At 43.0% G+C, this 25,500-nt stretch carries 14 protein-coding genes and 6 pseudogenes; 11 read left to right on the plus strand and 9 right to left on the minus strand.

Annotated features, from left to right (window positions below; all coding sequences use genetic code 11):
- Positions 1–427: 427 nt before the first annotated feature.
- A pseudogene (locus tag GNT65_RS20620) lies at positions 428–754 on the minus strand (IS4 family transposase); the annotation flags it as partial.
- A 158-nt stretch (positions 755–912) separates the two neighbouring features.
- Here GNT65_RS20620 and GNT65_RS03295 point away from each other — a divergent pair.
- Complete coding sequence (locus tag GNT65_RS03295; RefSeq protein ID WP_160793700.1) at positions 913–1,662, plus strand: hypothetical protein; 750 nt, start codon at positions 913–915, stop codon at positions 1,660–1,662.
- Positions 1,663–2,713: 1,051 nt separating this feature from the next.
- On the opposite strand, the pseudogene GNT65_RS03300 reads toward GNT65_RS03295, so the two are convergent.
- Positions 2,714–3,304, minus strand: a pseudogene (locus GNT65_RS03300) (IS5 family transposase); the annotation flags it as partial.
- A gap of 270 nt (positions 3,305–3,574) precedes the next feature.
- Between GNT65_RS03300 and GNT65_RS03305 the strand changes: the two are divergent.
- The 6 genes and pseudogenes from GNT65_RS03305 to GNT65_RS03330 all read left to right on the plus strand — a co-directional run.
- Positions 3,575–5,494 carry a TonB-dependent receptor domain-containing protein gene (locus GNT65_RS03305; protein ID WP_160793701.1) on the plus strand — a complete coding sequence of 640 codons (1,920 nt, stop codon included), beginning with the start codon at positions 3,575–3,577 and terminating at the stop codon, positions 5,492–5,494.
- A gap of 3 nt (positions 5,495–5,497) precedes the next feature.
- The gene (locus tag GNT65_RS03310) at positions 5,498–6,976 is read left to right on the plus strand and encodes an AbgT family transporter (RefSeq protein WP_160793702.1); all 1,479 of its coding nucleotides are present in this window, start codon (positions 5,498–5,500) and stop codon (positions 6,974–6,976) included.
- 83 nt (positions 6,977–7,059) lie between these two features.
- A pseudogene (locus GNT65_RS03315) lies at positions 7,060–7,260 on the plus strand (transposase); the annotation flags it as partial.
- Between the two features lie 74 nt (positions 7,261–7,334).
- A complete protein-coding gene (gene tnpA / locus GNT65_RS03320) occupies positions 7,335–7,634 on the plus strand; it encodes an IS66 family insertion sequence element accessory protein TnpA (protein ID WP_160793703.1) in 300 nt (99 codons plus the stop codon).
- A complete protein-coding gene (gene tnpB, locus GNT65_RS03325; RefSeq protein ID WP_160793704.1) occupies positions 7,631–7,975 on the plus strand; it encodes an IS66 family insertion sequence element accessory protein TnpB in 345 nt (114 codons plus the stop codon). The genes tnpA and tnpB overlap by 4 nt, the downstream gene beginning before the upstream one ends.
- A gap of 86 nt (positions 7,976–8,061) precedes the next feature.
- Positions 8,062–8,487: pseudogene (locus GNT65_RS03330) on the plus strand (transposase domain-containing protein); the annotation flags it as partial.
- A gap of 3 nt (positions 8,488–8,490) precedes the next feature.
- Here GNT65_RS03330 and GNT65_RS03335 read toward each other — a convergent pair.
- The 7 genes and pseudogenes from GNT65_RS03335 to GNT65_RS03365 form a co-directional block, all read right to left on the minus strand.
- Positions 8,491–8,727: pseudogene (locus GNT65_RS03335) on the minus strand (integrase core domain-containing protein); the annotation flags it as partial.
- Between the two features lie 11 nt (positions 8,728–8,738).
- Positions 8,739–9,395, minus strand: a pseudogene (locus GNT65_RS03340) (IS4 family transposase); the annotation flags it as partial.
- Between the two features lie 1,072 nt (positions 9,396–10,467).
- Entirely contained in the window at positions 10,468–11,151 is a 684-nt protein-coding gene (locus tag GNT65_RS03345; protein WP_219822453.1) for a hypothetical protein, read from the minus strand.
- Between the two features lie 768 nt (positions 11,152–11,919).
- Entirely contained in the window at positions 11,920–13,110 is a 1,191-nt protein-coding gene (locus tag GNT65_RS03350) for a patatin-like phospholipase family protein (RefSeq protein ID WP_160793705.1), read from the minus strand.
- Complete coding sequence (locus tag GNT65_RS03355) at positions 13,085–15,328, minus strand: ThiF family adenylyltransferase (RefSeq protein ID WP_160793706.1); 2,244 nt, start codon at positions 15,326–15,328, stop codon at positions 13,085–13,087. Before GNT65_RS03355 ends, GNT65_RS03350 begins: the two co-directional genes overlap by 26 nt.
- A 3-nt stretch (positions 15,329–15,331) precedes the next feature.
- The gene (locus tag GNT65_RS03360) at positions 15,332–16,480 is read right to left on the minus strand and encodes a ComEC/Rec2 family competence protein (RefSeq protein ID WP_160793707.1); all 1,149 of its coding nucleotides are present in this window, start codon (positions 16,478–16,480) and stop codon (positions 15,332–15,334) included.
- 1,085 nt (positions 16,481–17,565) lie between these two features.
- The gene (locus tag GNT65_RS03365; protein WP_160793708.1) at positions 17,566–20,367 is read right to left on the minus strand and encodes a DEAD/DEAH box helicase; all 2,802 of its coding nucleotides are present in this window, start codon (positions 20,365–20,367) and stop codon (positions 17,566–17,568) included.
- Positions 20,368–20,801: 434 nt separating this feature from the next.
- On the opposite strand from GNT65_RS03365, the gene GNT65_RS03370 reads away from it, so the two are divergent.
- From GNT65_RS03370 to GNT65_RS03385, 4 genes are all read left to right on the plus strand, one after another.
- Positions 20,802–21,710: a hypothetical protein gene (locus tag GNT65_RS03370; protein ID WP_160793709.1), complete on the plus strand. Its 909-nt coding sequence runs from the start codon at positions 20,802–20,804 to the stop codon at positions 21,708–21,710.
- A 185-nt stretch (positions 21,711–21,895) separates the two neighbouring features.
- Positions 21,896–22,828, plus strand: a complete 933-nt coding sequence (locus tag GNT65_RS03375) for a tyrosine-type recombinase/integrase (protein ID WP_160793710.1) — start codon at positions 21,896–21,898, stop codon at positions 22,826–22,828.
- Positions 22,822–24,876 (plus strand): AAA family ATPase, encoded by a 2,055-nt coding sequence (locus tag GNT65_RS03380; protein WP_160793711.1) that lies wholly within the window; start codon positions 22,822–22,824, stop codon positions 24,874–24,876. Before GNT65_RS03375 ends, GNT65_RS03380 begins: the two co-directional genes overlap by 7 nt.
- A 21-nt stretch (positions 24,877–24,897) precedes the next feature.
- Positions 24,898–25,437 carry a hypothetical protein gene (locus GNT65_RS03385; protein WP_160793712.1) on the plus strand — a complete coding sequence of 180 codons (540 nt, stop codon included), beginning with the start codon at positions 24,898–24,900 and terminating at the stop codon, positions 25,435–25,437.
- Positions 25,438–25,500: the final 63 nt, after the last annotated feature.

The raw sequence follows: 25,500 nt of genomic DNA on the forward strand, positions 1-25,500 counted from the left end.
CGGTATGAAACTTGTCATTAATACCATCGAAGTACACCCATTCATTGGGCAAGAGCAGAGTTGCTCACAGTCTTTACACTCACCTGATTGACATGAAGTGTGCGTATTACCATGTTTTAGTTGAGCATCATCCTTCATCTCCATCTTCATAAAGAGGGATGAAGGGTTTACCTGCATATTCATTTGGCAAGGCATGCTGGCAATTGCAAATGATTGACCAATAAAGGTCAATAGAACAAATGCAACAGCAAGTATGTTTCTTATGTTTCTCTTATTTAGAGTCACGTTGATTACCAAATTGTAAGTCGATTAAACAATAAACAGGTGAAATCATAACCTCAACATCAAAACAGTGCAAGCTAAAAACAAAACATTTGTGACAAATTGTAACCTAGAGTGGTCAGTTTTCATCGGCACACAAATTTAAAGCGCGCAATGTCATCAAGCGGAGTTGTTCTCTCACATCGGCCCAATCGACAAGCACTATAGGCATTGGGTTAGCACCGCAAAGATGCATTGCATGCCCGCGATATATCGTCAATCGGTCGTTATTGATGTGGCGGCTACTGAGCAAGCGGTCAATGCGTTTGATACTGTGCTTAGGCGCCACATTACCAGACATATTACGGCCTAGTTGGGTCAAAGATAATTGATCACCATCTAGTTGGTAACCATAAGTAGAGTTATGCCGTTTTTTGTGAATGGAAGCGCATCGATTGCTAAGAGAGTCATGTTGAATCGCAATGTCACGCATGGTACTGTTCTAGTTTGTTTCTGGCGAAATTGATTAGATCAAACAGTACCGTACACACCCGCCAATTGATTGATTAAAAAGGAATTACCGTCTCTCAATTGAGGCGTTATATTTCTCACACCAGCTTCACCAGTATGAGTTTATTTTAAGGATATGAAATGGCTGTAACTCAAAAATTCAAAGACATGGCACTATCATTTTATGGCTGTGATGGAGGAAATCTAGATTCTGCTGTATGGACATGTGGTCTTGAATGGGGACGAGGATATGAAAATAATGAAATTCCAGAGAGCGAACTAAAAGCGCTGAAGCTTTGGTCATGGGATACAGACGGAGAAACTGTTGCTGATTGTCTTAGGCATCAGTACAACCAAAAATTAGCTTGGTTTTTCAGCTGCTTATACGGATGGGATGTCGATAATTATAAAAGCGAAAGCATAAAAAATAAGTTATTCTGTAGTGAAGGGGTTGGATTCAAAATGAATGCATTTCCTATCTCATTTAAAAATAGAGACTCTGTATCATGGAGCCCAAAAACAAAAGAACAAACCGGGCTTAATAGCTTTCAAGTTTATAAAGAATGGTGCATAGAAAATCGCGGAAACCACTTTTACAATCTCATTCAAAAACATAATCCGAAAATGGTTTTATGCACCGGAATATCCTCATCAAATGAATTCCTTAGATTTTTCAAATGTGATATTTCAAGTATTGAGCATCATAACGCATTTCATTCCGGTCTCACCAACGACGAAAAAACATTGATTATCGTTGCACCATTCTTCGGCGGTAGCAACGGTATAAACAGCTATTCAAAAATGGAAAACTTGGTTTCTGAAATTAATCATTTTTCATCTTTGCACTTTAACAATGAATCGTGGTTCACAACCATAACCACCGAAACATAACAAGTAAACCCAGTGACACCTACGAAGTACCTGTTGTAAGCGTTGCTATACAAAGTAAAAGCCCACCTGCATAGCAGGTGGCTCTGCTTTCGGGGCAAAATATCAGTGATATGCTTGCAAAAGCTAATAATAATGCCACCTACAGAACTCTATCTGACTCATCCAATTTTGACTATTTATGCGCAGTCATATCCATGAAAGCATCAGAACTGCTACTTGCTATGAATTGCTCCTGAAACAGCTAAAATATGCTCGTAAACACGCAAAAATTACATGTTAACAGTTATTAAAATGCAAAAAGGGATGTCTGAATCTTGAGTATTTTTAAATTAGTTTTGACTAATAACACTTTCAGGGATTAGTTAATCTCTGTGATATATATAATATAGAATTGAACATCCGATACATATTAGTCCAATGATAGCCAAAACTAGAGTAGGTTCTACATGTTCCATTTTAACCCTCAACAATCCTTGTCAATGTAAGATATAGTGTAGCAACAATCATCGATTGATGACGCACTGAATTTTTCATGAAATGCATCTGATTGCTCATTTCATAGTTCCTTAAAGGAATGAGCGTTGTGGCAGGGTATTGTGTTACGCAAGTACTTGGCTGGAACCTAGATGAATTTACCGTTTTTGATCTCTTGTTCTCTGACGCACCAGGCTAGGTTTATTGCGTCAAGAACTCTCCTATCAGACTGATGTTCTCTTTCAGCCTTATCGACCATCAAGTCCAAAGTATTCATACACTTACTTCGTCTAAACTTTATAACCCAATCCCTTGATATTTCGTCGATTTGTTCATAATTAAAGATTTTCATCATAACCTTAAAAGATTGTTCTTAACCTTAGTTAATACAGCCAAATTTTCACAGTGTTTACCCGCGGCGTTGTTGAACAAAAGCACAACTGCGCAGTTTAGAACAATCTGACAGATTTTTTCTCTGTGGCTAATACTTTTGTAAGCGCCATAGTGGCCTGTTGAATGAGAATTCAACACCGTTCGAATGCATGCAGCAGTGAAAAATGCTTTTAGTCAACAACGCCTCATAGGCCCCATCGGCAGAGACTTGCTTTATCTTGCGACGAAGTGGATTAATGAGCGTTGGGAGTACTTCACTATCATGCACGTTGTCCAGTGATGCGACCGCGCTCACTATCTGGTGAGTGTCGACATCAACGGCTAAGTGCACCTTGCGCCATATACGCCGCTTCTCCTTACCATGCTTACGGATTTTCCATTCTCCTTCGCCGAAGACCTTCAGCCCAGTCGCGTCAATCACAATATGTCTGGCAGGCCCCTTACAGGGTAGGCGGTAGTTGACCTCAACCGTCTTAGCTCGCTTGCTGATACAGCTATAGTCGGGCGACTTAAGGTCAACATCCAACAGCCGAAATATTGAGTTGATAAAACCTTCCAACGCACGCAGAGGTAACTTGAACACACCCTTAATCATAAGCGCTGTACTGATGGCCGAGTCACTGTACGTGTTGCTTCGACCTCTGCGCCCAGAAGGGTGTTGATTGTACCAGTTCTTGATGGCAGCATCGTCCAGCCAAAAGGTTAACGAACCTCTTTGAGTTAAGGCTTGATTGTATTGCTTCCAGTTGATGGTTTTGCCCTTGGCTGTGCTCATGATGCGACCTGATTGTAAGGTTTCACGATCAGATCGCAGATGAGCAAAATGGTTCAAATCGATTTAGGCAACAACGCCCGTTACAGTTCTTACGAAGGACTAGGGCCATTCGCTGCAAACAGTGTCTTGCATCTATCCACTTTAAGCACTCGCAGAGCAAGCGCGGGACTTATTTGCATCTTTCTTACAAATAAAGCCATTGAAGATGGCAATGAAAATGATTATCATTGCGACAACCTGTGTTTTACTTTAAAAATGATTTGATTAAAAATGTTTAATTATTCTATGCTCAGAATTACCTCTGTGTTACTTGTGTTAACTGCACCTAGTATTGCTTTAGCAAGCAATGACAACCAAAGTACAATTGAAACCATTGTTGTTACTGCGAGCGCTGGTAAGGGAATGCGTCTACTTGAAGCTCCAGCCTCCGTGAGTATCGTTAATATTCAAGAAGAAAGTAAGTTTCAATTTAACACTGACATAGGAGATTTAATTGCCGATGTGCCGGGCGTCAGTATCTCAACACAGGCAAATGGTTCACGTGGCGTACGCATTCGTGGCTTGAGTAATGATTATACTCAAGTGCTGTTGAATGGTCAGCGAAGCTATACTCGCGAAGCTCTTTGGCGTGGTAGTGACAATGCTCTTAGTCAGACTCCTAGTGTGGCAATTGACAACATCGAAGTCATTCGTGGCCCTATGTCGACCCTCTATGGTGCTGATACCATGGGGGGGGTTGTAAATGTAATTACGCGTAAACATAGCGGCAGTCCGGAAGGAGCTTTGAGTATTGAAGGCCAGTACAATGAAGGGGATGCCGGAGGTAATGGTCAGATTTTTGGTCTGTATTACTCCACTCCGATCAATGATGTATTTAGCTACACCGTTTATAGTAACTATTTAGATGTGGCCGAGTCATTTTACCTTCACGATCCCGGCTCAACCAAGCGTAGAAAACAGGTAAACTATAACTTTGTCAATACTTTTGATTTGACTCTCAATAACACCAACTTGATTCAGCTGGATGTGCAACTGTCCAATGAAGACCAATCCGGTACTGCAATGTATAGAGGCCGCAGCTTTGAGCAAGAACGAAAAATGCAGCGTTACAATGTAAAATATGAGCATTTAGGAGTCTATACCGATATAGAGGCAAATCTTCACTACAGCGATTTTAATGTCAAGTATGATGTCACGTCATCAGATATTCGTGAAGAAAACTATGACGCAGACATTAAAGCGGTGATGCCAATTGGGCAAAATAATCTTTCTATTGGTGCTGAAAGCCGAAAAGGTCAAATTAGCAACATTGGCATTGTCGGTGGCTCAGCAAGCCGTACGAGTTCTGCCGCATATATAGAAGCCGATGTTGAAGTTAGTTCAGACACCAAACTAACTTTTGGCGCTCGCTACGACCACGACTCACTCTTCAAAGGTGAGTTCACCTATCGTGGATACCTCAACCACACCTTATCTGATAAATGGAGCATAAAAGCGGGCTTTGGAACGGCGTTTAAAGCACCAACAATGGCTCAAATTTCAGATTCTTATACCGCACCAGCTAGTGGCCCACAATGCCCGCCAAAACCGCAGGCATGTTACGTATACGGTAACCCAGATTTAAAAGCCGAAACAGGTACTTTCTCTGAGTTAGGGGCATACTATAATGTCGCCAATAGCAATGCGAATATTACAGCATTCTACAATCGAATCGATGACATCATGCAACAAGCCTACCGCCCAAATAGCAGTGATGGCTATTTTGCGTACGTTAATATAGACAAGGTAACTTTACGAGGTCTGGAGTTCTACGTTGACCATCAGTTTGAATCGGTTGGCTTTGATATGGCCTATACTTACCTTGATGCAAAAGATGGCACAACAGGTGAGCGCCTAGTTGGCACTTCAGAGCATGAAGTATCAGCCAAAATCAATTGGTTTACTACCAACTCCACCGACATGTTTGCTCGACTACATTACCGTAGTGAAGTTCGTGCAGAGTTAGGGCAGAATGAATTAGCAGATGCGTATACCACCTTAGATCTCGGAATACGCTACCTCCATAGTGATGATATTGACATTAAACTTGGTGTAAACAACATCACCAATGAAGATATATCTAGCCCAAAGACTTATTCCGAAGTGATTCAAGGTCGTACCTTTTATGCTGGGCTGAATTACCAGTTCTAATCAATGCAAAGATCTATATTTGATAGTATCGAGCGGTGGGGTAATAGGTTGCCTCACCCCGTTTTTATATTTGTCTGGCTTTCACTATTGGTGGCAGTGCTCTCTTTTGCTGCATCAATAACGGAGTTGTCTTACAATCTACCGGGCCAAGAGACTCAATATGTACAAAATCTACTCTCACCGAAGATGATCCGCCAATGGTTAGGTGGCAGTGTAAATGCGTTCATTAACTTTCCACCACTCGGTATTATTGTCATTGTTACAATAGGTATTGGGCTTGCGGATGCATCTGGTTTGATCAGTTATGCCGTTCAACGTCTAGTGAATAAAACAGGAACATGGCAATTAACTACCAGTATTTTGGCCTTAGGGATAATATCGAACGTGATTGGTTCTGTAGGCTACATCATACTTATTCCTTTAGCCTGCCGTGCATATCAAGCAGCAGGGCGGCCTCCTTTGGCAGGGTTGGCAACGGCTTTTGCAGGTGTTGCAGGGGGAACGCATGCCACCATCTTCGTAACGACTTATGATGTAGTGATATCAGGTATCACTACCTCTGCAGCCCAGCTGATCGATCCTGAATATGTTGTTAGTCCTCTCGGAAATTATTTTTTTATGGCTGCGAGTGTCGTTTTACTGGTCGTAGTAGGCTCCATAGTTTCAATATTTGTCGTAGAGAAGCGACAACAAATGATGACAAACGCCCGATCTCAGAGAGAAGTCATCACGGTTACCCAAACCAATGATAAGGCAATGTGGGTTGCTAGCGGGGTATTTATTTCGATTGTCACTTTTTTTGTTTTTTCAGCTGCGCTTTCAAATGGGTGGCTTGCACCATTCGAAGGCCAGGCACTGGGCAGAAGTGAGGTTATGCGCGGTTTACCTGTGATTATCGCCAGCGCATTCGGCCTGAGTGGTATAACTTATGGATTTTTGTCTGGGAACTTTAAAAGCGAGAATGATTTAATCCGAGGCTGTCAAAAAAGCATCAGTCAGCTAGGGCTTTTCTTACTGATAATTTTTGTTGCTTCACAACTAATCTATCTGTTTAAGCTAAGTCAATTGTCAGGTGTTTTAGCCGTTTCAATAAATGCACTTGTTACACACATGTCATTGCATCCAGCTCTACTCGTAATAGTTGTAGTGGTACTGAGCGCTGCACTAAATATTTTTATGGGCTCTCCGGTAGTACAATGGAGTGTAATGGCACCAGTATTAATTCCGTCACTCTTCTATGTCGGCATTCCCCTGGAGGTCACTCAGGCTGCATTTCGAATAGGTGACTCTGTTACCAATATTGTCAGCCCCTTATTTGGCTACTTAGGACTAATACTGGCAAGCGCTCAGGAATATGATAAGAATGCTAAAATTGGCACGTTAATGTCGTTAATGCTGCCATTCAGTATTGCTTTTTTATTCGCTTGGACAACTTTTTTGATTCTATGGGTGTATGTGCTTCAACTTCCAGTTGGAGTTTAAGAATAACACAACGCTAAGGAAGGTGCGAATAAGTCCCTAATGTGAGATCATTGTGACACTGCCCATCACAACGACCAACACCCATGAACCAAAAACTAACTTTTGCCGATAGTGAATTTTTCAGCAAGCGCCGCCAGACTCGCAAAGAGATTTTTATCCCGGATGGACAACCTGTTGCCGTGGCCTCAACTGCTCGAAGTGATTGAACCCTTTGCCCCAAAGTCGGCAACGGTCGCCGCCCTTATCCTCTTGAGACAATGTTCCGCATTCATTGTATGCAGCAATGTAAGCGGTTAATAAACCCCACATACCAATAATACCCACGCTTTGACATAGTGCCTTTTTCAACGGAGGCACTATGAGCCAAGAACAAAAACGCACGCATTGGGCATCAGTTATTGAGCAACAAAAGCAAAGCCAGCTAACCATTAAGCAGTTTTGCGAAGACAAGGGTATTAGCTATCAAACCTTCTTTTACTGGTCTAAGCGACTGCGCTCTCCTGAGACAGTACAGACGTTGCAGCCCATCGAGTTTGATGAATCACGCCATTCACTCTCTGAGGCTGTTGTCCTGCTTTTTGCTAATGGTATTCGTGCAGAGCTGCCCGCAGCACTCAGTCCCGCGCAAATCAAACATTGGGTCGACGCGTTACAATGACACCTTCCGGCAAGGTCTTCCTGGTCTCCGGCGTGACCGATATGCGCAAGTCCATTGATGGGCTGTCGTTAATTGTCGCCGAACAACTAGATATGGATCCGTTCAGCGAAGCCTGGTTTATCTTCTGTAATCGCGGACGCGATAAACTCAAAATCTTGTTTTGGGATACCAACGGGTTTTGGCTTTACTATCGCCGTTTGGAGAAAGGTACCTTCAAATGGCCTCGCCCGAATTCCCAAGGCGTGATTGTCATCAGCAAACCACAACTTCACTGGTTGCTCTCAGGGCTGTCAATCGAAAACAGCAAAGCCCATCGGCCCTTAAATGGACTAGAAGTGTGATGCTAGACACTGATCGTAATTTTGCACTTGAACGATCCTTTTTAACCGTCACACTAGGCACCATACAATGCTGTAGATGATGCCCAGTGACCAACTACCCCGATGATATAGAACAACTCAAGGCTATGCTGCTAAAACTCAAACAGGAGAAGCAAGCTATGGAAGAGGAGGTAGCCGCCCTGAAAACCCAGGTGCAATTACTTGTTGAGCAACTCAACCTCAGCAAATCCAAACGCTTTGCTTCCCAAAGCGAAAAAGTCGCCAAAAGCACCTTCAACGAAGCCGAGCAGCAAAACGCGTTGCCTTCCTCACCTAAAGAGCGCAGAAAAACGGGTCGTAAACCGCTGCCAGCTGATCTTGAACGCGAGGTGCAAATTCACACCTTAAATGCGCCGTATTGTGACTGCTGTGATGCGCCTTTACATGAATGCGGTAAGGAAGTCAGCGAAACCCTGAAAATCCTGCCTCAACGAGTGAGTGTCATCCGCCATGAGCGCACCAAATATGTGTGTGATTCATAGAGATGGTTTCAATTTTCTTAGCTGAAGATCAAGCTTGTAGTTCTGCTCTTGAAACCGCTCTTTCTTGATCTGGTAGTGCTGAGATACCTCTTCAGACAAAGGAATTTGCTCAGATATCTCAGTAATCCTGTCTATCGGGGTTAGTCCATTTAACGAGCTGTGGGGCCGTTCCCAGTTGTAGTAGTGTTACCATTCAGCTAGTAACAGATCCAGCTCTACCAGCCCCACACTGTAGGATCCCCTCATAATTCATACCCCCAACAGCCGTGAATGAGTGATAATTCTGCCAGCTTCCTGGCGGCATTCAGTAGGTCATCGACTGACATTGGGTATCTGTGTCGCCGTCGCATCAGCTCTTTTCCCATACGCACTATCGATAGCACATTACGTTTCTTCACCGTATTGGCCTGGAAATGTCGTTGCAATTGCTGCGCTTCACCAAAGAGCCCTACCCACCAAAATGCCAATTGCACCAGCAAGGCTATCATCAGCAAGATATCCATTCTTGCCGCATCACGTGTTCGGCTATGGCGTAAACCAAATCCGTAAGCCGGACTTTTTAAGTCCCTAAAAGTCTCCTCTATCTGCATTCGCTTTTGGTAAAGATTGACCAGCTTCTTGGGCGGCATCGCTTCCATTGTTAGATTGGTCACTAGCGCCCAAGGCTCTTTTGCCGTCAATTCATAGGTCCATTGGGCGGTATGATGGCAGTCGGTTGTCGTGCTACGTTGACCTTTTCGCCCTTTACTTCTCGCCTTAAACAACACCATTTCACAGAGCAAAGGCTTCTTGACCGATAAAGCCACCCGACTAACATGCTTGGCGCGGCTATTTGCTCTGGCATAGAGCGCTTTGAGTGAAAATTGACGACCAAAGGGATGAAGGCGATAAACACTTAACTGTAGTGGTAAACTAAAATTGGCCACGGTTTTGTATTTAAGCCAGTATCTTCGCTCAGTCGGGTGCGTTGATGGTAGCTATGCGCTCTTCGGTAAGCATTTCAATGTTAATAGTGAAGCGATACGCGCTGTATCGAGCGAGAATCATTGTTCGTGAATGCATGCGATAGCTGATCATCGTGCTATCTACAAAACTCTAGCTGATTCATTTAATTTTGACTATTTATGCACTTTCATAAGCATGACTACATCAGAACAGCTATTTGCAGTCAATTACTCCTGAAACAGATCAAATATGCACATAAACACGCGAAACTTGCATGTTAATAGTTATTAACATGCAGAATTATGAAGTCCTGAGTTAAAAGTACTTCGCACGTAGATTTTAAGCTTAACTGTGCTGTTAGTATTATTTGGGACTCAATCTGTTAGATTGCAAAACTCATTTTGTAATTCAATGCTGTAAAAAATGATGTTTCTACGGAGAAGGCTCTGGTTGTTGCCAGAGCCAAGTTGTTTTTAAGGCTTAAATAGCTCAAGCAGCTTGCAAAGGATTTTGCAACTCGAACTGATTAAAGTAGCTGCAAAGAGATTAGTAGGACTTTTCAATCCCAAATACACCCCTAGCGCAAACAGGAAGGTAAATACTAATAATAGCACTATACATATTGCATCGTATGTCACAGTCGTCGCTCCTAGTATTAGCAAGCGTCAGAGATCTGTGTATATGAAATCCACAATACGCAGCCTCAAACGCTGACGAGAGAGTTCTAGTTTCTTGTGACTTCATCGATCCACATGGCTTCAAGGTTTTTCTAAAACTATCCGCACTTCCGTTTCACAAATTCATACGATTTGTACACTATCCATACATGGAGTACTTGTCAATGCACGGCTCCTTGAATAGCTACATCACACTAAACACCTAAAGCCTAGTCATTGTGACTCTTAGTTTTAGGCACTAATGGTGAAATTTTTAATGAATTAAAACAAGATATTACTGCTTTAATGGATGGATATGCTTGCATGAAAAATTGCGCATTCACCATGCACATCGTTGATGATTTTACTCTCAGCAGATCGAGTCTATTGCTTCTTTCAACCACGTAATAACTTCGACTTTCCCGACAGAGTTATATCGACTCAGATGCGGCAGACCTGCTACAAACATACTTCGTTGATTAAGTTCAGCGCGAAATCCTTTACAGACCCAACCTGGATGGCCTGAATCAATGGTCTGTTCGCTTTCATCGTTATATAGCAATTCTTTTACGAAGGCATAAGGTGATTCGGGCCCATTGCCGAATGTCAAAAGTAGTTTGGGCTGCACTATCTCCAATACCGCCTCATGGACTGGCCAACACAGGCCGGCTAGTCCAAAACAAAGCCCCTCTGCAGAGCGTGTTGTCGGGAAAATCAGATTTGATGCACAGACATTACGAGCATCATAACCAAGATCAGCCAATAGCCTCACAACCCTCTTCTGCAATGGCTCCCGTTGCTCATCGGTAAGAACAACCGATTCATCACTTTGGTTTTTCCAGAATTCATCCAAGTACGAGTTTTTTGTTCGAGTGAGCATCCGATCAATATGCTCATCTATCGTTATGAACGGCTTTCCACCAGGATTCAAACCCATAAGGTAGATGTCGCCTTTGGCTAAGGTTTCATACGAGCTGTAAATTACTTCCCCATGGCGATGGAGAATGTGCTTCAGAGCGGTTCTAGCGATGATGGGCAGGTCTTCTTTGCGCATTAGAATATGCCTTTATGACATAGGAATTGCTCAACGTATCGATATACGCAAGTACTTGGCTGGAACCTAGATGAATTTACCGTTTTTGATCTCTTGTTCTCTGACGCACCAGGCTAGGTTTATTGCGTCAAGAACTCTCCTATCAGACTTATGCTCTTTTCAGCCTTATCGACCATCAAGTCCAAAGTATTCATGCACTTGCTTCTTCTAAACTTTATAACCCAATCCCTTGACGCTTCATCTATTTGTTCATAATTAAAGATTTTCATCATAACCTTAAAAGATTGTTTTTAACCTTAGTTAATACGCCAATTTTTTCACAGTATTTACCCAACATAATAGAACCACTACATCCGCAGGCTTACCAATCGCTTTACATTTTCGCCATTCAAATCAACCATACATAGCACTACACTCGGCTTTTTTTTTCAGTATTTAAGCCAGGTTATAGTTATTGACATGCATAAATACTCTGCTCTTGATTCGTTTCAGGCTTCTGACTCACTTTTGGACAGAAATGCGATAGAGCAGGGAGCCTAAAGTTGGATCGTGGGATTAGTAAATGTATGGGTCGCAGTTAAAGTTTACACTGACCCAGCATATCCCATTACGAAAGCATGCTTGCTTTAGCTTACTCAATTATATGGCTGCCAATGTGAAAGATCGACAGCCCCTAATATCGTGTCCGAATTTTGCGAACCACTTCTGAATTGACTAACATCAGGTGTACTATCCTGCACCTAGGCTTCGCCATCTTCACCAGGCTGGCTAGGGATACAATAAAGCACAAGGATATGGAAGAGCCAAGCCTTGCTTAATACTGCTGTCGTACCAATTCCGAATGCTTTCGTCTGTATGCAAGTACCCCCAGTTGACCAACTTTTTATTGTCGTCACCGCTAAAAGCGTCTAACTGTGTACCTAACCTTTTCAAATGCAAATAACTTTCAAGCTTTTCGGGGTTAGCAAACGAGGGATCGTAATTTCCGAAATCTAACCTATTTTCAATACACCAATAAGCTCCGCGGTACTCTCCGGCTTGATAGTTTCTTGCCAGCGTTCGCTTTCGAAGTGCCCGCTGCTGGTTAACCATGATGTCTGACATCCTCAAACACTTGCCCAACCAGTTACCGAATAACCGCCAACGACTATTCCAAGGCGCGGAAAAAGGAGCTCCTGCGTCACAACAGAAAACCGTACCGAACTCCTTATTTTCCCCGTGCTTCCACAACATTTCCAAACCCATATTGTCGTAGAGGCCACCGTCACATACCGCCAGCCTGTTACGCAGTTTTTTTATATCAGCTTCCGGGAGTTTTTGGTATTCACTATCGTTCCAGGTCCACCTTGAACCATCAAGGTGAACTGGCGAAAGAAATGGTGGAAAAGCACTTGATATCGAAACTGCTTGGGCAAGCGTAATATCGTGATCGTTAGCACTTCCTATATGGTAATCTCGAACGGATTCCTTCCCAATCCGCATACTCACCCCTGTATCAAGATTGGTACCATAGAAAATAAACTCGGGAGCCTCGGGCGAATGTGGAATATCCTTTAGCTTAATCTCACCGAACAACTTGGATTCATACTGCTTACGTACACAATCTACCATACTGCTACGGGGATGAATTAAATGATATAAACCCTTTCTGGGGCTTAAAATTGTGCAAGAACAGAAGGCCACCAGCGGCTCGACTATAACAGTATGAAAGTTAGTCGCACGCACTCGGCCTGAGCCATCTTCAATTGGTTCGAACTCTAAGTCTGACCACTTCAACATAAGGTACCCAGCGGCGATAGCCCCCCCTGAAACCGCAGTAATCGTATCTAACTCTGCCAACAAACCTTCTTCATTGAGCCTAGCAAGTGAGCCCACAGCATAAAGCGTTGCTCTAAAACCGCCGCCAGAGAGTGCCAAACCCTTTTTATGCACATCAACCACGGGCGCCCCCTTTTCCATGAACCTTAATATCCCCCTCCGCCACTATCAACTGAAATGCTGGAAAACCATCTGATGAAACTCGCTCCACCAACTCGTCTAACTGAATTCTGTCCAAGCCACTCATTGCTGCTGAACGGCCTGGATGGCTATGCCACTCACCTATGTAATAAGCGTTTCCCCCGGTACGCGCCATCACTTCCAAGAGCGAAGCCTCTACCCCCTTCTCACCGCGCTTAAAGCTTGTCGGCTCAGCTACACTATCCGGAGGACTAGGTTGAGCGTCCACTATGTATGCCCACTTACGGCCAATGTCGAAATAACCAATCAAGACACCCCCGGTTTCATTGGGAAGAGCCTCCCTACGCATACGGAAAACCTTCTCCTCAACCCCCTCGTCCCACACAACTTTAAACCCGGAACCAAACCTGTCATCTATAACTCTCGCCTTCCGAACTTCAACATTTGTCAGACACCTCTCTCCAGTAACAAGGTTGTCCTGCCATATCAGTATCTGAGCCTTGGGCGCATCATTTGCCAAACGTATCTGATCGGCAAGCAATGAAGACAATGACAAAACCCTGGCATGAGACATAACTGTTGAGATATCACGACAAGAAACACCAGAGCGGAAGGTTGATAAGCCCGGTGCAAAATGTGTATCGCCGACAGGCAATTCGATAAGAGCCCTATAGTACTGAGCTTCAAGGTAACTCAGCCGACTTTTGCGACGAATATCCTCCACCAGCAAGACAGCATCATTTCCTCCAGGAGCAAAAAAAGCCGACATGTGTCGCGGCGCATTGCCGAAAGAGCTGACCTCTCTCGGATATGTCAAAGAGGCTGAAGCGTCAATTACCAAATCCGCAGGTAAGAAGACCCCATCGGTATTATCCGCTGCCCACTTACAGGCATCAGCATTAACCCCAACAACCTTTGCGTCAGGAAAATGATAATTTAAGTAGTGCTGGGCATATTCAGCCTTATTTCTTCCTATTCCAAAATTTGGAGCCACGTGCCTAGTAAAGTTGTGAGGCTTAAATACATCCTCATCAACCACAGTCCAACTCCCCCAACCACCACGCACCCAGATATCGAGCAAAGCTCCACCTAGTGCGCCAGCACCCACTAGCACACCATTTCTAAGGTTACCCGCATACCCAGACTGAACACGACGCATCGCTACAGGCGAAGTCCTTAACACCTCCATAGGCTCAATCGCATAATCCGGAAGTGCTTTCTCCATTGGCCTAAGAGACCCAGACGCATCTTTATTCAAGAGGCCGTTTTCTACCACCTTCACATCAAAATCAACAAGCAAATCCTTGACTGTTCTGAAGCAGTAAAACCCGATTCTCTGCTCGCGCTCATGCGCTAAAGCATCACGACGACGTATTGGCAAGGTCACGACAAAAGCAGTGTCCTTAACATCCTCATCACCCTGAGAAGACTCCACAAATTTGACTAAGCGCTCCCGGATTAACTGGACTATATCCACACCCATCGCATCAAACTGCTCTGCCATACCTGTGAATTTTGTGGCGGGAGAGTAGATCCTCCCATGAGTGATATCTGGAGACATAATCTCCAATATATTCACTTTCCGACCAAACACCCTGCCGCCATTACACCAGTCAACTTTAAGAAAAACCTTTTCGTTACCACCGACCTTGGGCAACAAAATGTCAACCTCTACAGATTTTCCCTTTGCCAAACCAGCATGCAAATCATGAGGAATAACAATAGTTGTTTTTGGAACATAAAACAGCTGCTCAACAGCCTGCTCCTCAGCGTGCAGTCGACCCTGTGCGGCCTGAATCAACCACCACTGAGTTCTTTGAAGATGTCTCTGTGGAGTCCACCTCAATTCCGTTACATCATCAGACTCTTCATACAGACAAAGCGATTTTGGTTCACCAGGGTGACTACAGTTCTGATGCATGGTTATCGGAAAGGTTTTACGCCAGGCATAAGTCGAAGGCAGACGCTTATCGCTACCAAAACAATAAGCGATTCTTTCCCGATACCTGATACCAAATTCATTTCTGGAAGGAATCTCATCACAGGCGATATCACAGACAACAAACTCTTGCTGAACATTCCCCCTCTGACGCTTAAAGACATAAACCAATTCGCAATCAGACGCATGCTCAATCGCAGTTAGCATTGCCCTAGTGCTGCCCAACCGGGCAGCAACAGCATCGATTTCCTCACCAAGGGGTTCAAAGAAATCTGTCAAAACTCACCCCGCACGCGCCGGAGATGCAGCCAAAGCGGCTGCTGTTGAAACGGCTGCTGCTGCCCCAATCATAGAGACACCAGCCTTTTCTATCTTGATAACAACTGGCTTGGGCTTTATTTTTCCGCCATTTTCTGAAGTGACGACGAACCTACGGCCTCCCACCTTCTGAAGGTACTCTTCGTAGCAGACTTTAGCCTGGACATGTGGAGGCAGCTTCCTTTCCTTAGCATCATCCCCGGAATCAAATGCCTGGGAAGAACAAATCATATAAGAGCCCGCTTTACCCATCTCCAGCAATTCTTTGACCTTAGGTAAGGGCATAGTTTTGTCTTTACCCTTTTCTTTGGCCAGTGCTAGATAACTGCAATGGTGCGGAATGTTAAACAAGTCCCAAGCCAACCTGTCTTCATTCTCTTTCCATTTTGTGATGGCAACGACATCCTCAAGCACTTCCGCCTCTGAATCACCAACGGCCAGGTAATCATAGGTTTCACCATCAGCATCAAAACGCACGTTGAATATCAACGAAGCCTCATTACGAACCTGCTTAACGTCCTTCCCATCCACGTCACAATGCTTCATAAACGGTGAGTGAACAAAGAACTCAACCTCGTCGTTTTCCAAACTGAAGGTATCAACAATGGTCCCGGCATCAATAAGATGAGCAACCAACTCCTCCACTGTCATTTCCCACCCCTCAATCAACGTCACCAGGTCGTCCGGAGTTGAAAATACCTTTATGCCTGACTTATTTTTCAAACGATGACGCGCCTCCTCACGCCAAATAGTATTTTCATCAGACTGATGGTCATTATCAGCTGTCTCCAGCAACATTGCAGCTGGAACCCAAAGCTCATCAATTTTTACACGATCCTCGCCTTGGTATTTTTTAGCATGCTCAAGGTGAAAAAACTCTGTGCTACCGTTGATGTGATCTTTGTCAGCATGAGTGAAAGCAACAACATCAAAACTCTCTTTGCCTGCATCCTTTAACTCTTGCCTCAGCGCCGCATTTATGTCGTATTGAGGCGTGTTATCATCTTCAGCGTTACTCATCTGGTGAAAGTCCATCAGAATAAACCTACCACGAGTGGTTTTAATCAGGCTGGTATCGCCATTCCCTACTGGATAAAACGTAACTGTATGCATAGTAACTCCGGATGTTGTAAAGCTTTTTATGGGGCAGTGAAATTTATATGGGGACGGAAAATCCAATTACAATAGGGGAAACAACGGAAATTTTACGGGACATCTTAAACACTTTTAATGGGGCGTAAATCCCTATTATCAAGGGCTTGAAAATCCATCCCGAACAATCTTGGGTGGCAATGTTATTTATTACAGTCTAGAGCGACTGCACTCGGCAAATGCTGATCTGTCACCGATAAGTTTTGAAATTTCTTTTAGAAAAGTGTCCGGTTGGAGTTGACCAGAACAGAGTTTAAAAGCACTCAAAAGCATCTAAATTTAAATACGACTGTATACCGATATATTGTTAGCCGCTTTACGGTAGTACCAAACATTAGGTAAATAGATGAGATTTTGTTGGGCAACTCGTTTGTTAGTTTTCGATTCACTAAACAAGTACTAGCAAACTTTGGGGCATAACCTCGTTAGAACTTTATGAATCGTTACTGGTTTCGCAAACAACTTTCAGCCTCACTTTGAGGCATCAAAGCAAGGTATCTACGAAAACGGGCTATTCAAGTGCATTTATTGTTGTATCAACTTCTTGGATTTTAAGAATGATGAGTTTCTGTATTACCTACTGCCATCGCGCCAGTGCAGAATAGCCCTATAATTAGCCAAATCAGTCTCAACTTTGACGCTCCATAATCGTTAGTCCAACTGTCGGCCAATGAGTTTAGCCAAGAGCGCTAGAACATGATTTCCGCTGAGATTTGCGGATAACGGTAGGAAGTAGTTACGAACAGCAAAATACAGCCCTACAGCGGCCGTACCGATGCCAATGTAACGAAATAAGCGAATACCACGGCCATATATAGCTTCCATTGCAGGGTAAATACGGCTACTGGCTTCATCCGCTAAACTTGACTCAAACCAATGAGGAATCACGTAATAGAAAACTACAAATGAGATAAGACCAAATAGCAAAGCGCCCCACCAAGGTAGTCTACTGCCAATAACTACTGAATCAGATATGATCTGATTAACCTGGCTTCTGCGTCTGTATCGTCGTCCCATGACCATTATTCCCTATAATTTAAAGATTACTAATCTACGATCTCAAGGAGATTTTTTGGTAGCTTAAGAAATATGCTCTCTCTTTTGCCACCTTGACCAGTAGTTTCAGGGTAAAAAGCGCTTCCATTTTCTTTGATTATGATTGTCATCGCTACTTTAGCTCGCGTAATTGCCACATACGTGTTGCATAATTCTTCCTTGTACGATGATAGCCCTTCTACATCGAGCAGTGGGTCTAATACATAACAATGATCAGCTTCTAGCCCCTTTGCACCATGATAGGTATGAGTAACCGCTTTCAGCCTGTTCTCATCAAATCCAGCATTACTCAATGCTTCGTTAACCTTAGAAATATGATTTCTATAGCGGCATAAAATCAATTGGTTAGGGGCATCTGATTCATGTTGCTTAATATCTTCTACTAGCCAACGTAACGACTCATCAAAATCTGAGCAATATTTTGCCCTTGTCTTCGCATCTTTCACACCATTTACAGCACTTTCAGAGGCAAAGAAATTGGTACTTATCATACGCCTGACTGCATTTCCAAGTTCAACGATCGATGGGGTTGAACGGTAATTCAAACGTAATTGAAATCGCTCACTTTTATCAGGAAACACCTCATAGAACTTTTTCATGAAGTGACGCTTAGCACCTCGAAATTCAAATATTGCCTGTGCAGGATCTCCGACCATGAATACATTAATGCCAGCGGAATACAATTGCTTGGTAATTTCCCATTGAGTTGAATTGCTATCTTGAGCTTCGTCCACAATGAAATGCTGAAGTTCGATCTTAAGCCGATTCTTAGCAGTTTTGTCTTCTAATTGTTGCTTTACATCTAAGAGCATGTCATTGAAGTCACGCTTTTTACATTTAGTTTTCTTGGCTTTGTAAGCTTCAAATAACTCCTGTAACGTTTCGATCTCATCGACCCACTTGGCATTGACCCGCTTTGTAGCACCACCGATACTCTGCTTCTCAAAATTTGCCATTCTTTCAAGGATGGAATATGCCTTTTCGGCATCTCTGTAAGCCTTGTCTTCATCATCATAGCCACCACCATCATAAATAAGATCGGACAGCATTTCCTTGGCATCAGGTACGTCAAGCCCTTTCTTAGTCTCCCCTTCAAGCCTATTAAGTAACTTGTTGCACCACCCGCTGAAAGTATCAACCACAACCCGCTTTGAATCGCCTCCCAATTTGCTAATCCTAGCCGCAAACTCCTTTTTCGCTGACCTGGTGTATGCCAGTACAGTAATGGAAGTAGGTTTTACCCCTGAATCTAATAAATACTTTACTCGGTCGACAATCAAACGTGTTTTACCAGCACCAGGGCACCCTTCGACATAGATAGCTCGTTTATCAGCAGCAATGATATCCGCTTTACTATCATTAACCTCTTTGCGAGATTCGATAATCGGCTTAATGAATTCGTGCACAGTATTTACTTGCTTCCGATAGTTGCCTTTTGTCGGTTGCAACAGTTTTTGTGGCTTGAAAATAGCGTTTAACACTGCCTTCAATTTTAACATTAATGAAACATCAAGGTTAACTCGCTCAAACTCAAAACAGGCAGTCCCTTCACCATATTTTTTCTCTATCCTATCCCTGAGTTTTTTTACCTCCGGTAACCGTTTATTCATAATTAGAGCCTCAAGTTCATCATCTTTTAGCTCAGCTAAATAGATCGGTTTAATTAACTGAACCTCACAAAGCAATGAGTCTAATATGCCGATATCTTTAAGCAGTATTTTATCGACAGGATCAAAGTACTTGCGTGACTCCACGCGATAACTGCACACCTGTGAGGGAAACCATTCCTTATAACCCGGAAGCTGAATCACGATATCCTTCCACCTGGACCTTGACCCCGATCTCTTAAGGCATTTCTTAACAAAAACCTTGTTTTCCTTAAGAACTTTATCGTAGGCGATACAACGATGGTGATATCGCTCTCCAATATAGGTGGTTTCTTTTGCTCGCTTTTTACTCTTGGGCATACATGTAGATGCGGTTCTAGACTTATTGTTTGTCAATATAAAACTGAATAACTGTGATACGCCATACATGATATAGCCAGTATGCAATTCCAATAACAGCGCATTCTTCATTAATGAATTATAGCGATTAACCTCCAATACAGAATGAAATTGATAAAGCATATAAGAAACTAATTCAGCACCAACACGGGTAGGTATAAAATCAATTACACAGTTATATCTAAGTCTTCGCCCCTCATTATATTGATTCTTAATATCGGCCACATAAACATTAATCACTCGATAATCATCACCATCAACAAACATTTCATATCTGTTAGTATAAAACGGAACGATATACTCTTCTGAAAAATCAGCATTGTTATATGCAAACCCTCTATTTATTGATAGACTTGAGGAAGACAAATCAACCCTTAAATTGGTTCTTCTATTATCACTCCCAGAGTTCCTAATAACATGGAAGCCAGATTTTTTATCCAATAACTTATCAATATCATTCTGAGTGAGGTTTAAACCTATACGAATACGATCAATATCAACTGTAGTTTCGCTGATGTTATCTATAGCTGCTTCCATGAGACTATGTTGATACTCAACTACTTCTCTATCTCGCAGCACTCTGATAATCTTTGCGATGTCAGTTGTGTAGTTTAATGTCTTAGGGTTAGTGAGCTTTGCAATCTTTCGATTTAGTTCTGGCTGAACTAGTGGATATTTCTCTATAGAAAAAATCTTACTTGGAACAAATTCATTGAAAATATTGATTTCGTCTAAACCACTCTTAGATGTATTAGAATGATTACTAGACTGCTTAGAACTACTCATCCTTGAATTCCTACATTATTGATATCGTTCTGACATTATAAGCATATATCTACTGCTGGATAGTACTTCTATATGCCAAGCGTGACCACTATTTTTGCATTCATGTTTTATATCCCTGGCACAACACAAATAGTCAACGATGAAAATCATTGAACCATAACACGTCTACCACAAATGATAAACAGAGCACACTCTATGAAAATTGTGCATACATCTTTTGTACGCTAACGCTCCTTGACACAAAAACCTATCGAAAACCTTAAAAATCGACTATCACCCGAAAGAAAATGCCAAACAATTTAGCATGAGCATGCTTTTATATTAAGCATGAGCATACTTTATCATTTCAAATGAACATGCTTTATTTTTGACAAACAAAATGATAAGTTGGCTTAACTCATTCTTTAATAACCAGACAGAAAGGAGCTGTTAAAATGAAAAAAAACAAAAAGGGAGAAGCAGTTAAAGTTGGAAGAAGTAAAAAAGATAGAAGCTTAAAAGACTGGTTGACACACGGAAGAATGTTACTCAACATAGTTGCAAAAAAGAAAAAATCACAGGAACCATATAGAAAAATACTGATAGCAATCCGGCATTTAGAATCCAAAACACTTCCAAATATAAAAAACATAGAAACCACCTCTAAAATCGAAATCCAAAAAGCAATTTCAAACATAAATACTAAAGAGGCACTTTCTGACATAGACACCCTAGAGACACTCAATATTCTGAATTCATATAAAAATGAACTAGGTGAAGATTGGGTAAAATGGAGAAAAAAGTTCACACAAAAAGACCAAGACGAAAAAAGAACAGACTTCTACATCGATGATGAAATATATGATAAAATATTGCATTTCTTAAACCTAAGCAGAAACTCAAAGAAAGAAAAAAATATTAGTGACAACGAAATCTTCAAGAGGTTATTTAAGGCTTTATCAACATTAGGACTACACAATATAACTGAAACAGAAAACCTTCTCGATGAATTAGAAAAATTCAGCTCGGCCACATCTAATCGCCACTCAACAGATTCACTATTTGACGAAGAAAAAAGATACCAAGGAGAATCAAGCAAAATCATTCACTCCATACTTACAGAGCTAAAAAAGAAAAAGATAACCAACTTCGAAAAACTAGTAAATATTCGAAACTTCGCCAGGAACAATGAAATAGAAAATCTTGAACACCAAATAATCCAATTAAAAAAAGATAAAGAAGAACTTGAACATCAAGTAACCAAATTAAAAAAAGAGATAGAAGCACCCAAAAATCCAAAACGACCAACAAAACGAAAACCACCAATAAAACCAAAACGACAAAAAAACATTGAACAGCTCTAAATTCGTTAACAAAGGCTATAAACTATATTGCTTATCGACATTTACAGTTTTCCTACCGTGTCAAAAACACCGGCTGAAATACCGCTTTTCTAGTGATACCATGGTTACATAGCGTGGTATCGCTATCCTCTTCTATTTCAATTATCTAGCAACAAATCAATCTTACTATTTCTGGAGTTATTTCTATGACTACAGCGACCCCTTATGCGCTGTATTTGAGCCGCCTTGCGCCTAACAGCAGGCGTTCTATCGAATCACAGATGCGCAGTATAGGCAGATTAATGGACTGGCCTGATACAGTCATCGACATACGACTGAGCAGCGTCGACTATCAACAGGCTATGCAGATACGAGCTTTGCTGATACATGAGCAATGGTCTGCACGTTCGATTAATCGCGCCATGACAGCGATAAAGAATATCGTCAAAGTCGCAGCCCTTATGGGAAAATCTGATATGCAGCAAGTCGCACACATATCGAGCATCGCAAACATGAAACATGGTGCCCATCAGGGCAATCCACTCACCGTCAAACAAGTAAATGCGCTGTTTGAACGACTGGCTAAAGCTAAAGGAGCCTATGGCCTGAGAACGCTAGCAATCTTTGCACTGTTCTTGGGTACGGGTCTTCGCCGTAGTGAGCTAGCAGCGCTATCAATGGCTGATTACGACAGACTTAACTCCACTATCACTGTGATAGCAGGCAAAGGCAACAAAAGCCGAGTACTGTTCTTACCTAATTGGGTTGAGCAACATATTAGCGCCTGGCTAAAGCTTCGTAGCCGACAAGAAGGTTGGCTCATCTGTAAGTGTTATATCTCTGGCAAACTGGACGTTACCCAGCCAGTCAGCAGTGACACCCTTTATCGATTGGTGAAGGACAGGCTCATTGATATTGGGATATCTGGTGCCTCTCCTCACGACTTGCGCCGTACTTTCATTACTCGACTACTTGAGCAGAACGTCGATATCAATACAGTTCGCCAAATGGCGGGACATGCCGATATCAGCACCACCACTATCTATGATAAGCGTGGTGATGCCTTTATGCGTGAAGCTGCTTCAGCCCTAAACTATGTGCCAACGCCTAAGCAACGTGGCAGGAGGAGAAGATGTTAAAACAATCTAAGTCTCTTCACAGGCAAGCTCGGCATTGTCACTATCTTGCATCCCAATTTAGCGAGGCATTAATCAATGCCTCATTTAATGAGGAAGAGCAATATATACCTTCTCCAGTGCTCGAAAGCATTACAGGTAAGCGTGTCAGCAGTCGTCAGCACTACAGCCTGGACAGCATATTGACCATGCTGCCAAACAAAGATCGCGTACCTAGCTCCAGTGAAATTGTTCGTCATAACGCTCAGTTCTTGTGCCAGTGCTTTGCCCTGCAACAACAAATGCAGGCCGTTATGGAGTACCTAATTGTTGCTAACGCCAATGTTGGCCTAAGAAGGCTCACCAATTTACTGACCGATGAGGATGAAACACTCCTCGAACGGATGTTAGAAGAGAAGACAGGGCTTGAAAGCACCACCATCATTGAACAGTTAACCGTGTTGGCGCAGTGTCAGTTGATCGAAGAAGCATCATTGGCAATGCCTTACCTTATGAAACTGCCAACGCTATTGGTACCAATATTGGTTAAACAGAAACTGGTAAGTTGTGAGCAATTACTTGCCCCCATACTCTCTAAAAGCCCTGACGCACAGTTTCCATTAACCCAGTTCGTCCACGTCAATACTGACCTGTTAGTGAACTATCTGAAGGCGATCACTAAAGCCAACAATACCGGCATCAACGTATTGCTGTATGGCAAAGCAGGAACAGGGAAAACGGAGTTAGCTCGCACCTTAGCCAAGACTGTTAGACGTAGCCTACTGGAAGTTCGCAGCTTAAAGCTGATGGACGGTCAATTAGCTGGAGAATTTCAAACCCGCGATCATGCTTCGCAGCGCCTTGGGTACCTGAATTTGCTTCAAGCTTTGTTATCCCATAGTGACGAAAGCCTACTACTGGTAGATGAATGCGAAAGCCTATTTGTTCAGGCTGATGAACGTTATGCCAAAGAAGGCCTCATGCGGGTATTGGAAAACAATGCCGTGCCAGCTATTTGGATAACCAACCATGTCGACCTGTTAGAGCCTAGCTTTATTCGCCGCTTTAAACTGGTTATGGAGATACCCGTACCTGATGAACCCTTTGCGTACGCCATGAGTCAGCGGTTACTTACACCACTTAAAGTGTCTGATGAATATCGGTTATTACTCTCGGAGAAACCTAATGTCACTCCCGCCATGGTAGGTAATGCCGCCCATGTTGCAATGACACTAAAACTCAAAGGAAGCAAGGCCGAGAGCGTGTTAGATGAGGTAATAGATGCCACCTTGGAGGCCTGCAATGAAGAAGTGCAGGAACCGAAGTACCAAGGAGAACTTCAGTTTGATAGCAATATGCTGAACTTCAAGGTAGTGAAAGAAGAACTTACACCTATCACATCGCAAACAACCGAGATATTAGCCACAGTTAACAGTGCGCTTGAACAGGCAATGCCTATCAGGGTCATGCTCAGTGGTCCCGCCGGAACAGGGAAAACAGCTTGGGTACATCATCTTGCTGAAACTCACGGCTTTGAGCTCATGCATATCAAATGCTCTGACGTACTCAGTAAATATGTAGGAGAGAGCGAGCAGAACGTCGCTAGGCTCTTCAGAGACGCACACAAACAGCAGAAGCTGATACTGATAGATGAAGTCGATAGTCTGCTTAGCAAGCGCGACAGTGCTGTTGCGTTGCATGAAATACAGCTCGTCAACGAACTGCTCTCTCAGATTGAATGTAATACTGTACCCGTATTCGCTGCGACTAACGCGCTAGAGCGCATCGACAGTGCTGTGATGCGTCGCTTTGACGTAAAGCTCATCTGTGACTACCTAACATTTGAACAGCGCCAAGCATTGTTTCGGCAAGTATTTAGCATTAAGCGCCTGACAAATATCGAGCTATCGACACTAAACACCCTAACCCATTTAACACCAGGTGACTTTGCCATCCTAGCGAGACGCCAACGTTTTACACCTAAACACAATCATCGTACAACCGCCCTCGCCTTACTTTGCGCGGAAAATAGCCGTAAGCAAGGGCAACCCCATATCGGATTTATCCGCTAACACCACAATAAGGAAACCACCATGACTAATGTATTGAGTTCACTCAAGGTTATCGCTCGCCCTGAAATCGCGCCTAAGCCACCCGTGCTAGGTAAACGTATGAAGCTGTTAGAAAAGCTCGAGCAACAACTGACATTGGCCGAATGCATGATAGAAGGCCGTGAGTTTGAGGCCTACAAAGAGCGCTCGGTCAAAGACCCTGACACGGGAGAGCGCAAGAAAATCCGTCGCCGTTATGTCGTCAGGCCTTGGTATTACGACAGCGAAAACCATTACTACTTTGAAGTGCGGATTAGTAATAAGCCTGTTGAACTGCAAAAAGGCTGCCCTGCTATCGATGTTGGAGAGAAAGCCAAGCTACCTGAAGTGATTAAGGTAGTGATTGATGCTGTAGAGAAAGGAGAACTGGATGAACAACTGCTGGCTGCTTCGTCCAAATTCGGCAAGAAGGCTAGCAGCAAAGATAAGGAAGAAGCCCCTGCAACAGACACCAGTAAGACCAGCAGTAAAACCAAAAACCAAGCGACTAATGAGAAGCCAGCAAACAAGGCCAGTAAGTAACAACTTACACCGAACCAGCATCACACCTTCAGATGGGGGCATACCGCCCCCTTTGTTAGACCT

Origin of the sequence: Shewanella insulae (genome assembly GCF_009831655.1) — a bacterium.
GTDB lineage: Bacteria > Pseudomonadota > Gammaproteobacteria > Enterobacterales > Shewanellaceae > Shewanella > Shewanella insulae.